This is a genomic window from Tundrisphaera lichenicola, assembly GCF_051175385.1.
GTDB lineage: Bacteria > Planctomycetota > Planctomycetia > Isosphaerales > Isosphaeraceae > Tundrisphaera > Tundrisphaera lichenicola.
The window spans coordinates 3,042,770-3,056,403 of sequence record NZ_CP195106.1 but is presented as its reverse complement, the minus strand read 5'-3'; the positions used below and the strand labels follow the sequence as shown (position 1 = coordinate 3,056,403).

Here is a 13,634-nt window from a genome sequence, read left to right as displayed (position 1 = left end):
CGGATCGGCGGGTTGCCGAGTCCCTCGCCCGGGAGGCGAAGGGGGGATCGCCTCGGACCTTCGGCATCGATATTTCGCCGGAGTCGGCAATTCTAGTCCGTCCCGGAAGTCCTTGCCACCACCCGGATCGGGGAACCGTCGAGGGGGAGTCCCGATTGCATTTCCGGTGATGAGTCGATGGAACACCGGACGAGGAGTGTCCACCTCGATCCCTCAAGAGACCGCTTCAGGGACCAGCCGCAGGTTTGACCCGATAGAGCCGGAATTTGGGATCATTCGGAAAGCCGCCGTAGAGCAGCTCGAACGACTCGGGGTGTTCGTCGGCCCATCGGCCCTCGATGGGAAAGTAGGAAACCCCGGCGGGATCGGCGGAAACCAATTTTGCATTCGCCTGGGTCACGACCAGAAGCTGGATCCGATCGCGCCGGAGGTTGGCCAGCCAGCTGGAATAATCCCCGTGGGACCGATCCCAACTCGGATGCGGGTTGGGCCAGGTCGCCGGCTCCGAACCGTTTTGGATGACCGCGAGATGATAGTCGTGCATGAGCCAGTCCGGGTGGTCATCCAGGTTCACGTAACGGACCTCGTTCCGGAGATTCACGCCGAAGAGATAGTAAGGCAGGTTGGTCCCCGCGTAGGCGACCCGAGATCCCGTCGGGCCGGACCTCGACTCGAGTGCCATCCAACCTTGGATGTAATCCGGGAAGCCAGGGTAAAAGCTCAGTCGAGGGTTGATATTCCAGGGGTAGGACATCAGGAAGAGGAAGGATCCCAACAGGATGACGGAGGTCATCGACCCGGCCCATCTCCGCCAGGTTGGCCGGACGATCGCCCTCATCACCAACCAGGCGATCGCGATCGAGATCAGGCCGGTCAGGAAATACAGCCCGCTCCGCTCGAGGCGGAATAGATTCGAGGAATCGATGACCGGGAAGGGAATCAGGCCTTCCAGGATGCTCGGGACCTGCGGGCTAAGGTCCCAGGGCGGAATTCCGTCGGTCAGCAACCAGCCATGTCTGGTGAATACGTGGACGGCGAGCAAAGCCACCCCGACCCGGCGAATCCAGATGTTCCGATCGAACAACCTCGCCAGGGGGATCGCCGCGAGGCCCACGGCGTGGAGCATGAACCGCTGCTGAGTCCGGTAAGGGATGAGCACCCAGTAAAGTAGGACGTTGACCACCGCGAGTCCCGAGGCCATCCAGACCCATCGGTCGATCGGGCCTTTTGTTGGACTCTTCCAGGCCCAGGTGCCGGCGACGGCGGCCAACCAGAGCGGAATCATCCGAGGGTCGAACATCACCAGGAGAATATCGATGAATGCCCGCCAATCGCCGATGGGCAGATAATATTCGCTGGCGGACATCGCCCCGGGTCCGTACCATCCCCGGAGCCAGACCACGCCCAGTCCGGCCAGATGGAGCGGGTAGAGCGGGTTTCCGGTCAATATCAGGTTCTTTCCATACCAGAATCCGGCCACGGAGAGCGGGACCAGGAGCACGATCAAGGCATTGAGGACCTTGCCGCGGCGGTCCTGGCCGCGAGCCAACGCCGACCACAGGGCAAGCATCAGTAGCGGCACGACGAACACGAACGCTGGCGCCTTGGTCCCGAGCGCGCAGCCCGCGGCCAGGGCACCCAGGACCAGTCCGTTCCGCCCATCATCCCCCATCGAAAAGCGAAGGAAGAAATACGAGGCGAGCAGGTAACCGGCCATGAAGATCGTATCCACGTTCGCCTCGAACGTGATGAAGAACAAGGGGCTCGTCAGGAGCACCCAGGATGTCGCGACCGCCGAGGCCCGTCGGCCCGCACCCAGCCTCCGGGCGAGCGCCATGACGGTCAGCCCGATGACCACGTAGAACGGGACCTGGCCGACCTTCGCCAGCCGATCACCCCCCCAACCGACCACCAGCCAGGAAAACCAAAGGTCGCCGTTCGCCGGGAAATAGGTCGCACCGATCTCGCCGAACGGCGTGGCGATCCATTCAAGGCGCCCGGCCTTCCACCATCGGATCGCCTGGTACAGGTGATAGATCGGGCCATCGCTGACGACTTTCACCGGATAGAGCAGCGAGGTCAGCCCGAAGATCGTCGATGCCCAGAGGACCAGCCCGTACGAGACGATTTCCTCCCAACTCACCGAGCCGTCCGCAGATCGGTCGGCCTTCGTCGAGGGCGTTTTCCCTCGCCGAACGACCGCGCAGCCCAGGCCGACCAGCAACCCCGCCCCGACCCAGCCGAGCAGGGGCTCCCTGGCCAGCAACCCGAACGAGCCCAGCAACTGCATCCCGATCGTGAGCCAGGCCCATCCCAGGACGATCGTGGCCAGAATCCGAGGCCAACCCGGAGCCTGGCGAAGTCCGGACCGAGCTATCAGATAAGCCGAGAGTCCGAGGCCACCATTCAGCAAGGCCGTCCAGGGCCAACCCATTACGGCGACTCCTCGCACTCACCCGGCAACGACCGACCCGGCCATCCGAAGTCGAGGCCCGATGCCCCGCGTCTCTTTCGAGCGAGCCATGAGCATAGAACGACGCGCCCCCCGAAGCCAGCATTTGCCCGGCAGGGCTTTGCCCGCGTGTACTGAAGGAACCATTCCCCCAACCCCGGCTCAATGCCCCCGTGAGAAACGTGGGGTGAGGTGAATCTGCCTTCTATTCGGAAGATCGAGGTGCCTCGTCCGGCCGCCTTCAATCCTCGAATAGTCCGCAATAATCGAACCCAACGCACCCTGGAAAACGGCGAAATGAACCCGATGACCCGGTGCGAATCGAAGCCATCACGAGCCCGGAGGGCCGACCACCGGCTTGACTGGCCATCGACCGCCCGGCTACAAGAGCCCGATCCGGCGCGTGCGAGGGTGGCCCTTTCGTCGACCGATCTCGGTCGGGGCCGCCGCGTCATCAGGACACGGGGTTCGACCGATGAAGACGAAGGTCGCGTTGCTGGCGGTGGCCGCCATGCTCTGCCTGGCCCAAGGGCCGTCGATTGTCGAGGGTGCGCAAGGTAAGGCCAACGGCCGGGGGAGAGTCGAGCGGATGGAATTCGGGAAGACGCCGGAAGGCACGCCGGTCCAACTTTACGTGCTGACCAACGGCCGGGTCACGGCCAAGGTCATGACCTACGGGGCGATCCTCACCGAGCTCGACGTGCCCGACCGAGACGGCAAGCCCGCCGACGTGGTCCTGGGCTTCGACACGCTCGAAGGCTACCTGGCCGGGCACCCCTACTTCGGGGCCACCGTCGGGCGGGTCGCCAACCGGATCGGCGGGGCCGGATTCAGCCTGGACGGCCAGAACTATTCCCTGGCCGTTAACAACGGGCCGAACACCCTCCACGGCGGCCTCAAGGGGTTCGACAAGGTCGTCTGGAAGGCCGAGGACGTCTCCGGCCCGGCCGGACCCGCGGTGAAGTTCACCTACCTGAGCAAGGACGGCGAGGAAGGCTATCCCGGCAATCTCAACGTTGCCGTGACCTACACCGTGACCGCCGACGCAGCCCTCCGGATCGACTACCAGGCCACCACCGACAAGGCCACCCCGGTGAACCTGACCAATCACTCGTACTTCAACCTCGCCGGCCCGGCCTCGGGGCCGATCCTCGGTCACGAATTGATGCTGGCCGCCGACAAATACACCCCCGGCGATGACACGTTCATCCCCACCGGCGCGATCGAGCCGGTCGCGGGGACGCCGCTCGACTTCACCAGGCCGACCCCCATCGGAGCCCGGATCGACCAGATTCGCGGAGAGCCAGGCGGGTACGATCACAACTTCGTCCTCGACCCCTCGGCGAAGCTGACCAGGCCCGCGGCAACGGTCTACGAGCCGACCACCGGCCGGGTCATGGAAGTCTTCACCACCGAGCCGGGCGTCCAGTTGTATACCGGCAACTTCCTCGACGGCACGATCAAAGGGAAGGGGGGGGTGGTCTACAAGAAGCGCCAGGCGTTCTGCCTGGAGACGCAACACTACCCCGACTCGATCCACCACGCCAACTTCCCCTCGACGGTCCTCAGGCCGGGCGAGACTTATACTCAGACGACAATCTATAAGTTCTCTTCCCGTTGAGGCCCCGACCTCCAAGATGGCTCTCGCCCGTCCCGGTTCCGATCGAGGGTCACCGGCGGGCGGGAGCTTCTTCGCAGACCCCGCCGAGAATCCGCAGCCCATCCCGCCCGACCTCCCGGGTCCCACCCGGCTCGCAATCCCCCAAGATTCATCTAGTTATCGGTCGATCTAGCAGGAGTGCTCAGGACCTCGGGACGGAATCCCGGAGCACGCGGGATCCTCGGGATCCGTTCAACCCCTTCATCCCGCGCGATCGTCCGACCGTTCGGCCCAGGCTCGGCACGCAAGCTGTAGGAACAAGCCGGCGGGCGATCAGCCCCGACCCGGCCCGATCGGAGCTTGCAAGGGCGGGGTCGCCGGTTTCTTTGGATCGAGGGCTCGGATCATGGAACGAGACGAGAGATGTGCGGTTCCGTCACGGATCATCGAGGATCGGCTGTCCGCTTCGCTGGCCGCGATCGTCCTGGCGGCTAACCTGTTCGGCGGAGGCCTCCTCGCGCTGTTCAAGGTCCTGGATGTCCCCCCGATGGTCTCCGGGACCTCTCGGGCCATCGAAACCTCGACCGCCTCGGTCCTCCCACCGGGTCTGGTCCGGGAGGAAGCCCCCAGGCTGGCGCGGATCGGGGCTGACCTCGAAGTGCGATGATCTTCCGGGATCGGACCCGAGCCATCGGAGCCTCGATGCTCGGGCTCGATTCGAGATGTTGGAGGCAGGGAACGGCTTTTGCGTGGGTGCTCCTCGCCGTAAAGCGATCAGAGTCCTATAACACGCGGAGAACCGACCCGTGAAGATCGATACGTTGATGAAGCTGTATGTCGAGGAGCTTCGCGATCTCTATAGCGCCGAGAAGCAGATCCTCAAGGCGTTGCCCAAGATGATCAAGGCCGCCACTTCGCCCGACCTGAAGGCGGCCTTCACGGCCCACCTGGAGGAAACCGAAGGGCAGGTCGGCCGCCTGGAAGAAATCTTCCAGGAGCTGGGCAAGAAGCCCACCGGGAAGACCTGCAAGGCGATGCAGGGCCTGGTGGAGGAGGGGGCCGAATTGATGGGCGAGGACATCGAGCCGCAGGTCCTCGACGCCGGCCTGATCGCCGCAGCCCAGCGGGTCGAGCATTACGAGATCGCCGGATATGGGACCGTTCGGACGTACGCCAAGCTTCTCGGCGAGAAGCAGGCGATGACACTCCTCCAGGAGACCCTCGACGAGGAAGGGGCCACCGACAAGAAGCTGTCCAGCCTGGCCGAGGGCGGGATCAACGTCGAGGCCGCCTGAGGCTCGATGGTGAGATCGGGCCGGCTCGGAACCCCGAGTCGGCCGACTCCCGCGATCCACCGGGGTCAGTCATTCGTTGCCGGCTAGCTTCGCCGACTTGAACTCCTCGGCGGTCATCTGCTTGATCGACCTATCGAGCATCAGTACTTGACCGCCCGATTCGGGGACCTGCTTCTCGTACGCGAGCACCTCGTCCTCGCCGCCCTTGCCTGTACCCTCGCCGGTGAAGGGAAGCGTCGCGCCGTAGCGAACCACGACGTCGCCCGTCCGGATCGCGTTGAGCCCGATGGGGGCGCCTTGTTCGAACGCCGCCAGATCCTTGAGCTTCATCGGCGGCTTGTTCTTCGAGGTCTGATGGATCCGGTAGAGTTCCCCGACGTCGTTCAACGCCGTCGCTTGCATGTCGGCTTCGGTCAGTGTCTGATTGCTCGAAACCCCGCATCCGGCGAGCAGTAGTAGGCCCGACACGCAACTCCATCTCAGCAGAATGCTTCGCATCGACGTCATCCCCGGAGGCAACGATCGAGAGGGGCCGAGATCCCGGCCCTCCTCGGATCACCCGAAATGAAAGAGAGGGCCAATCCGGCCCCCTCCCGCGTGTGGTACCGCGGGCGCGGATCAGTACTGATCGGCGCTGATGACTTCTCCGCCGCCCCTGGTCCCGAGGGCGAAGAAGGTCGTCGGGGCGACCGAATCCTTGATGAACTTGACCGATCCATCGGCGAATCCCACGTTAACGCCGCCGGGGTGGTAGCTCCGGGGTGCCATGTGAGCCCGGGAAAAGCTGGTGTCGCCGCAGTCGTACAGCTTCGAGTTCGGTGTCAGCGTGTGGGTGTAGTAGCCGGTCATCGGGAGGCTTCGATAATACTGCTGCCCGCGGTAGTAGATCCGCGTGCTGTAGCCGCTGCCTCCGAAGGTGCAGGTCGGGGCGATCTGGTTGTTGACCGCCGATGAGAGGATGTAGACATTGACGATATCCGTCCCCGGGACCCCTCCGAGGGTACTCCCCCCGGTGTAGGAGGCGTACGAGCGTCGGCATTCCGAGAAGAGCCCGGTGTTGCTGGTCCCGTCGGTCAACATGGCGACGGTCACGGGGCGAGGCGCTCCGTAGTTGGCGTTCGGTTGGGTATTGGCCGGGGCGTCGAGGTACGTCGGCTGGCCGAAGTCCCGATTGACCGTGAAGACCCCCGCGAACTGGTTGTTGGTCTCGAACATCGCGGCCGATCCGCCCAGGCTCGCGCAGTAGTTGGCGTAACCGAGGGTGGTCAACTTGGTGCTCGACGAGTCGGACGGGCAGACGAATGCGTTGACGATCTGGTTCTGGGCCGTCGAGTTCGCCGTGCCGGGGCCATAGAGGTTGATGTTGAACTGGAGGTTGAAGGCGTTGTACATCGCCGACTGTTCCAGGTAGGGCAGGACCACGGCGAGCGTGTTGGCGGGGGTGCCGAGCGAAGGGGGATTGAAGCTCGCATCGATCGGGGTCGGCCCGATCCCGCCAGGATACTTGCTGAAGGTCGACTCGAAATTCGCGGCAGCCAGCCCCATCTGCTTGAGGTTGTTGGTGCACTGGGCGCGCCGGGCGGCCTCGCGGGCCGCCTGGACCGCCGGCAGGAGCAACGCGATCAGTACGGCGATGATCGCGATGACGACGAGTAGTTCGATGAGGGTGAACCCTCGTCGAGAACGGGACTTCTGCATCGAAAAAACTCCGATGAACCTGAGGGGAAACCAAGTACGAGGGCCGGCCGTCAAGGGCCGTATGGAGGGTGAATTCGAAGGATTCGGGGGGGGGGGAATCAAGCCTGGCGAGGGCTCTCGCCAGTTCTCTGGATCGGTGGGATTGGAACTGGCGAGGAGCGAGACACAGCGGTGAGAATCGACGAGATTACATGATTTGGTGATTGTGAAGGTGGGCGAGTGGATTGTCAAATGCGATCGTGATGACACAATCTTGTAGAAATTCCTCAAGGGATGCAAGGGGAACTTCGCGGTCGAAGAAGTTAGTCAGCATTGAGGAAGGTTTCAGGCATCGCCGATCGGGTCCACGCCCAGGAACCGGCCACCGTCGACTCGATAGCAGGCGCCGGTGGCGTAATCGGTGCCTTCCAGGAGATAGAGGATCATCCGGTTGGCGTCGCCGGGCGTGCCTGCACGCTTCAGGGGGGTGGCCGCGATGACGGCGGCATGCTCCTCGGGGGTGAGCGTCGGCGGCGGGTCGATCATGGCGGGCTGGACCATCGTCACGGCCACGTCGGGGGCCAGCTCGACGGCCAGGGCCAGTGTCATCGTGGTCAGGCCCCCCTTGGCGACGATGTACGGGAGATAATCCTTGTAGGGGCGCTCGGTCGACCAGTCGCCGACGTTGACGATCTTCCCTTTTAGGTTGGATTCGGAGTCGGATGATTGCGTGAGCATCTGCTGGCCGGCGGCGACGGCCGAGTGGTAGGGGGCGGCCAGGTTGGCGGCGATCATGGCGTCGAAGTCGGCCGAGGCCAGCGATCGGAACGGGGTCCGTCGGAAGACGCTGGCCATGTTCACCAGGGCGTCCAGCCGGCCGAACCGCTCGACCACCTTATCGACCGCCGCATGGGCCTGATCGGCGTCGGAGAGGTCGGCACCGACGGCGAGCGATCCCACGCCCCGGGCCTCGACCTCCCCGGCTGTCTGCTCGATCGCCCGGCGGCTGGTGTGATAGGTCAGGGCGACGTTCGCCCCTCGGTCGGCCAGCATCAGGGCCAGGGCCGAGCCAACCCGTCGCCCCCCGGTGATGAGGACGGTCTTCCCTTTCAGATCCATCTCAGAGGCCCGTCCAGGGGATGTCGTTCACGCCCGCCCGGTGATTCACCACGCGGGCCAGGACGAACAGGAAATCGCTCAGCCGGTTCAGGTACTTGACCAGGTTGGGCGGGACGTCGACGCCCGGCTGGTGGCCGAGCCGGACGACCTGACGCTCGGCCCTCCGGCAGATCGTCCGGGCCAGGTGGAGCTGCGAGGCGGCGATCGATCCCCCCGGCAGGATGAACTGCGTGAGGGGGGGAAGCTCGGCTTCAAGCCGGTCGATCTCGGCTTCGAGCCGGGCCGAGAGCCCCTCGCCGACGGCGTTGTGGAACCGGCCCGAGGGGTCGGGATCGGCCAGCGCCGCGCCGACGGCGAACAACTCGTCCTGGAGTCGGGCGACCAGCGCGTCGGCATCGGAGTCGAGCCCGACCGCCGACCGGGCCAGGCCCAGGACCGCGTTCAGCTCGTCCACCGTCCCGTACGACTCGATCCTCGGGTCATCCTTCCCGACCCGGCCGGCACCCAGCAGGCCGGTCGTGCCGTCGTCTCCGGTCTTCGTGTAAATCTTCAACGGGCTCTCTCCGGGACCGAAGGGCGATCCGTGGCCGGCGGCGAGGTCGGGCCTCGCCGGGCCGGGCTCGATACCATTGGCGAGCCCGACCGACGGCCCTATACTAGGCATCGCGACCCCCGGCGGAAAGGTTCGGGGCGTCGCAGGCATCATTCCCCCGGAGACGGAGCCCCCGCGCATGCTCGGACACCTGGCCTTCGCCGCGATCCTGCTCGCCCAGCCCCCGGCCCCGCCCGACACTCGCGAGGCCGATGCCGCCGAGGCCAAGCACCTCAAGAACATCCGCCAGGTCACCTTCGGCTTCGCCAAGGCGGGCGAGGGGTACTTTCGGCCCGACGGCAAGGGCATCATCTTCCAGGCCGTCCCCCGGGCCCCCGAGTCGATCTTCCACGTCCCCAAGCCCAACGAGGACGATTACCAGATCTATGCCGCCGACCTGGAGCCCGACGCGGTCCCCCGATTGGTCAGCACCGGCAAGGGAAAATGCACCTGCTCGTACTATCACCCCGATGGCAAGTCGATCCTCTTCGGGTCGTCGCACCTCGACCCGGCGATCGTCTCGGGAACGGCCGAGCCCTCGAACCCCAAAGGCCCGGCCTACAGCCGATCGGGCTCGTCGTATCGCTGGGATTTCGACCCTTACATGGACATCTTCAAGGCCGACCCCGACGGCAAGAACCTGGTCCGCCTGACCGAAGCCCCGGGCTATGACGCCGAGGGGAGCTACTCGCCCGACGGCAAGCAGATCGTCTTCACCTCGATGCGCGACGGCGACGCCGAGATCTACATCATGGACGCCGACGGCAAGAATCCCCGACGGATCACCCACACCAAGGGATACGACGGCGGCCCGTTCTTCTCGCCCGACGGCAAGAGGATCCTCTACCGGAGCGACCGCAAGGGGAACGACCTGCTCCAGGTGTATATCAACAATACGGAGGGAACGGCCGAGCGTGCCCTGACCAGCAACGAGCACGTCAACTGGGGCCCTTACTTCCACCCCGACAACCGCCACATCATCTACGCCACCAGCGTCCACGGCCATCAGAACTACGAACTTTACCTGATGGACGTCGACACCGGCGAACAGGAGCGGATCACCTTCCGCGAGGGCTTCGACGGGCTCCCCGTCTTCTCTCCCGACGGCAAGCAACTGATGTGGACCTCCAGCGGCCGGACCGCCGACAAGAAGAGCCAGCTCTTCCTGGCCGACTTCGAGATGGGATCGGCCCGGACCGCCGCGCGTTGACCGGGAACCCCGGCGATCCGCCAGCAGCGCCCGTCCCGACCGGGCTTTCCGCCGAGTTTACCGACGTCACGAACTCTCTCTCCACCCAGCAATCGAGGTCCCCGAACGATGGACGCGAAGAACATGATCCGCCAGTCGATCGACATGGCCGACATGGCAATCGGCAAGTATCTCGACGGCCTCGATGACGCCGGTTTCCTGGTCCGACCCATCGAAGGGATGAACCCCATCGCCTGGCAACTCGGCCACCTGATCGTGAGCGAGCGGGGGATGAATGAGGCGATCAAGCCCGGATCGTGCCCGCCCCTCCCCGAGGGCTTCGAGGCGAAGCATCCCCGACAGCCGCTCGAATCGGGCGATTATCTCAGCAAGTCCGAATACCTGGCGGTCTGGAAGGAGCAACGGGACGCGACCCGGGCCTTGCTCGAATCGCTGACCGATGCGGATCTGGAAGCCCCGGCGCCCGAGTCGATCCGCGGCTTCTGCCCGACCGTGGCCCACGCCCTGAACATGATGGCCGGGATCCACCCGATGATGCACGCCGGCCAGTTCGTCGCGGTCCGTCGGCAGCTCGACATGCCCAACGCGATCTGATCGTGCCACGATCCCCCATCCCGACCAGGCCCGGGCCGATCGGGAAGGCCTGGCGCGGATTTATTTACTGGTCATCCGGTGAACCCCGTCCCAGTCCGGGACGGGGGGATCATCCTGGAACTGGTGGCAGCGGGCGATCATGATGCTGGCGGGGCCGTCGTCGGGCCGGAGTTCGAGGATTTCCTCGTAGGCCAGGATCGCCCGTTCCCAGTCCTGCCTGAGATAGAGTTCGAGCGCCCGTTCGGCCAGGAATTCGAGCCGATCGAGTTCGGGGGTCCCCTCGTCGCGGAGCGCCAGGAGTTCGAAGACCTTCAGGCCCCGAGTCTTTCCCTTGACCGAGACGCAGTCGACCGCGCGGGCGATCACGGCCGATCGGGCATCGACGTAGGTGGGCTCGCCGATCAGCATGCTCGTGCCGTAGACTTTCCCGAGGCTCTCCAGGCGGCTGGCCACGTTGACCGCGTCCCCGACGACGGTGTAGTTGAGCCGGGTCAGGCATCCGATGTTGCCCACGATGACCTCGCCGGTATGGATCCCGATCCTGGCGTGAAGCTCGGGCATGCCCAGGGCCGCCCATCGCGGCCGGAGTTCGGCCAGGGCCGCCTGATTCTGGAGCGCGGCGGTGCAGGCGGCGATCGCGTGATACGGGTTCGGGGCCGGGGCTCCCCAGAAGGCCATGATGGCATCGCCGATGTATTTGTCGACGGTCCCGCCCGAGGCCAGGATCTGCGAGCTGAGCGGGTCGAAATAATCGCCGAGGTGCCGGAGGAGATCCTCGGGCGAGAGTTGCTCGGCCAGGGTGGTGAAGTTGGCGAGGTCGCAGAACGAGATGGTCATCCTCCGTCGCTCGCCGCCGAGCCCGGCCTCCTGGCGAGTGGCCAGGACGGTTCGGATCAGGTCGGCCGGGACGTATTTGCGGAAGGATCGGAGGCTCGCCTTGGTCTCCTCGACGGCGATGGCCAGGCGGTCGACTTCCCGGACGACCGATCGGGCCACCGGGCTAGCCTCCAGGTGGAACCGGCCGATCTCCTCGGTGACGTCGGCCACCCGTTCCAGGGGCCGGGCGACCTGGGTCGAGACATAGAGCGCGATCAGGGTCGCCACGAACATGACGAGGAGCCCGATCGCGACGGTGACTCGGTTATTCTGCTCGACCCGGCCCATCACGTCGGATGCGGGCAGCAAGATGCAGATCAGCCAGTCCGGGGTATCCTGCGAGGAGAGGCAGGAATAGGTGCCGAGGTAGCGGATCCCCTCGCGGTCATCGAACGCGATCCGCTGGGGTTCCCGGAGGTCCGAGGGTTTGAGGCCCAATGGGATCCGCTCGAGAAACTGGACGACCCGGCGATCGGACAGTTGCCCGCTCGGCACGAGCTCGCGGGTTGGTCCCCGGGGCGAGTCTCCTACCATCTGGGTCAGGATATTCGGTTTCCTGTGGGCAATGACCTGCCGGATCCCGTCCTCACGGCACTCCACGACGAAGGCATAGCCGTTCTCGCCGACCTTGAGGCCCCGGAGGTACATGCTCAGTTCGACCACGTCGAAGCTGGCCCCCAGGACGCCGAAGAGGGTGCCATCGTCCTTGTAAATCGGGGTCGAGCAGGTGATCCCCGGGACATCCTCCTCGCGCTGGCCGCTGAGCAGGACATAGGTCTCCGACCAGGTCTGCTTCCCATGCCGCTTGGCCGCCAGATACCAGGGGCGATTCCGCGCGTCCAGTTCGTCCTTGTTGGGGACCGCGTAGAACGGCTTGTTCGGGAAATCCTCGGCGCGGAACTCGGCCAGGTCGAGCCGGCCCGTCGAGGGGTTCCGGCGGAGTCCCCCGATCGAGAAGTGACCGTTGGGCCGGTCGACGTAGAACCACTCCCCGGTCGCCTCCACCCCGATCGAGAGGCGGGTCAACCGGGGATTGGCGCTCAGGACTTCGATCCAGTATTGCGAGAGTCGACGGAAGTTGCGCAGGTCGAATTCGGAAGACTGGATCATCCGGAGGTTGACCCGGCTCTGGTCGCTGGCCGTCCTCAGCAGGTCGTTGATCTCGTCGTCGATCAGCCGCGAGGTCTGGTCGAGGATCTGATTGGTGAGATCCTCGGCGATGAACCGGACGTTTCGGTACGAGCTGTAACCGAGCGCCGAGACGGTACAGGCCAAAAGGCTGATCAGGATCGTCGTCAAGGTAGCCCGGAACGAGAATTTCATCGGACGGCGAATCATTCCTCGTGCCCCGATCGTGAAGAGGAACGACCTCGGCCCCATTTTTTAGTTTAGCTCACGGGTTCGCCCCATGCGACCTTCCAGAGATCGGCGATCCTTCGGAGGTGGCGCATGTGGTCCTCAGGCCCGGCCCCCTCGAAGCCCAGGATCGTGAGGTTTCCCCGGCGAAACGAGCGAGTCTGGACCCAACCGCCGCCCCGGTCGACCCGGTCGGTTTTGGCGACCCCTTCGACGGCCCGGAGCAGATCATCAGCGGTCTCGGTCGTGCTGGCGTAACCCTGGGGGACCTGGGAGGAGTGGGTCAGGACCATGGTCTTCTCGCCCGACGCCGCGAGGATGGCGAAGGCCCGGAAGTCCGCCATCAACTTGGGATCGACCACCCGATCGGCGGGGTCGCCCTCGTACCCGGCGTAGAGCGAATCGGCCATGATGAGTGTGTCGATCCGGGCGACATGTTCGGGGACCTTTAAAAGCTCGCGGACCCCGCCAAATCCGGCGCTGAACGAGCTGACGGTCACCCGGCCGAGCTTCGGCTCCGGGACGATTCCGCGTTCCTTGAGTGATTGGATAGCCCGGTCGAGCAGTCGGGGGAAGAGTGTCCGGTCGGAGAATGGCGCGGTGTAGACGCTGGAAAGCCCCTTGCGGTTGAACTCGATCAGGACCGCCGGCCCCTCCTGCGCGACCAGGGCCGGTTCGACCACCGAGGAGGCCCCGTGGAGGTGGAGGACCACGTCGACCTCCCCGTTGCTCGGGCGATATCCCTCGGGGACGAAAAGGGTCGCCTCGCCGCCGAGGTCGATTCGCTGGCCGGGGGTTGAGGGAGCATCCTTGGCCTGGGCCAGCAGCGTGAGGGCCGACAGGAGCCACGTCGCGGTCGTCAT

The 13,634-nt window shown here is 65.1% G+C and carries 12 protein-coding genes; 5 read left to right on the top strand and 7 right to left on the bottom strand.

Translation table 11 applies throughout. The features are described 5' to 3' along the window. Positions 1–226: 226 nt before the first annotated feature. On the bottom strand, positions 227–2,434 hold the full coding sequence (locus P12x_RS12100) for a glycosyltransferase family 39 protein (protein WP_435011122.1): 2,208 nt from the start codon (positions 2,432–2,434) through the stop codon (positions 227–229). 493 nt (positions 2,435–2,927) lie between these two features. On the opposite strand from P12x_RS12100, the gene P12x_RS12095 reads away from it, so the two are divergent. The 3 genes from P12x_RS12095 (at position 2,928) to P12x_RS12085 (ending at position 5,347) form a co-directional block, all read left to right on the top strand. Further along, positions 2,928–4,073 carry an aldose epimerase family protein gene (locus tag P12x_RS12095; protein WP_435011121.1) on the top strand — a complete coding sequence of 382 codons (1,146 nt, stop codon included), beginning with the start codon at positions 2,928–2,930 and terminating at the stop codon, positions 4,071–4,073. A gap of 385 nt (positions 4,074–4,458) precedes the next feature. Continuing rightward, the gene (locus P12x_RS12090) at positions 4,459–4,719 is read left to right on the top strand and encodes a hypothetical protein (protein WP_435011120.1); all 261 of its coding nucleotides are present in this window, start codon (positions 4,459–4,461) and stop codon (positions 4,717–4,719) included. Positions 4,720–4,858: 139 nt separating this feature from the next. Continuing rightward, positions 4,859–5,347, top strand: coding sequence for a ferritin-like domain-containing protein (locus P12x_RS12085; protein ID WP_435011119.1), 489 nt, complete (start codon positions 4,859–4,861; stop codon positions 5,345–5,347). 69 nt (positions 5,348–5,416) lie between these two features. Here the strand turns inward: P12x_RS12085 and P12x_RS12080 are convergent, their stop codons facing one another. From P12x_RS12080 to P12x_RS12065, 4 genes are all read right to left on the bottom strand, one after another. Continuing rightward, on the bottom strand, positions 5,417–5,845 hold the full coding sequence (locus tag P12x_RS12080; protein WP_435011118.1) for a hypothetical protein: 429 nt from the start codon (positions 5,843–5,845) through the stop codon (positions 5,417–5,419). 120 nt (positions 5,846–5,965) lie between these two features. Further along, positions 5,966–7,045: a DUF1559 domain-containing protein gene (locus P12x_RS12075; protein ID WP_435011117.1), complete on the bottom strand. Its 1,080-nt coding sequence runs from the start codon at positions 7,043–7,045 to the stop codon at positions 5,966–5,968. Positions 7,046–7,369: 324 nt separating this feature from the next. Further along, positions 7,370–8,143, bottom strand: coding sequence for an SDR family oxidoreductase (locus P12x_RS12070; protein WP_435011116.1), 774 nt, complete (start codon positions 8,141–8,143; stop codon positions 7,370–7,372). 1 nt (position 8,144) lies between these two features. Then, positions 8,145–8,696: a cob(I)yrinic acid a,c-diamide adenosyltransferase gene (locus tag P12x_RS12065; RefSeq protein ID WP_435011115.1), complete on the bottom strand. Its 552-nt coding sequence runs from the start codon at positions 8,694–8,696 to the stop codon at positions 8,145–8,147. 178 nt (positions 8,697–8,874) lie between these two features. Between P12x_RS12065 and P12x_RS12060 the strand changes: the two genes are divergently transcribed. Together P12x_RS12060 and P12x_RS12055 are read left to right on the top strand one after the other, a co-directional pair. Beyond that, positions 8,875–9,945, top strand: coding sequence for a TolB family protein (locus P12x_RS12060; protein ID WP_435011114.1), 1,071 nt, complete (start codon positions 8,875–8,877; stop codon positions 9,943–9,945). Positions 9,946–10,053: 108 nt separating this feature from the next. Beyond that, positions 10,054–10,539 carry a DinB family protein gene (locus P12x_RS12055; RefSeq protein WP_435011113.1) on the top strand — a complete coding sequence of 162 codons (486 nt, stop codon included), beginning with the start codon at positions 10,054–10,056 and terminating at the stop codon, positions 10,537–10,539. A 60-nt stretch (positions 10,540–10,599) separates the two neighbouring features. On the opposite strand, the gene P12x_RS12050 is transcribed toward P12x_RS12055, so the two are convergent. Beyond that, positions 10,600–12,753, bottom strand: coding sequence for an adenylate/guanylate cyclase domain-containing protein (locus tag P12x_RS12050; RefSeq protein WP_435011112.1), 2,154 nt, complete (start codon positions 12,751–12,753; stop codon positions 10,600–10,602). Positions 12,754–12,803: 50 nt separating this feature from the next. Next, positions 12,804–13,634 carry a hypothetical protein gene (locus P12x_RS12045; RefSeq protein ID WP_435011111.1) on the bottom strand — a complete coding sequence of 277 codons (831 nt, stop codon included), beginning with the start codon at positions 13,632–13,634 and terminating at the stop codon, positions 12,804–12,806.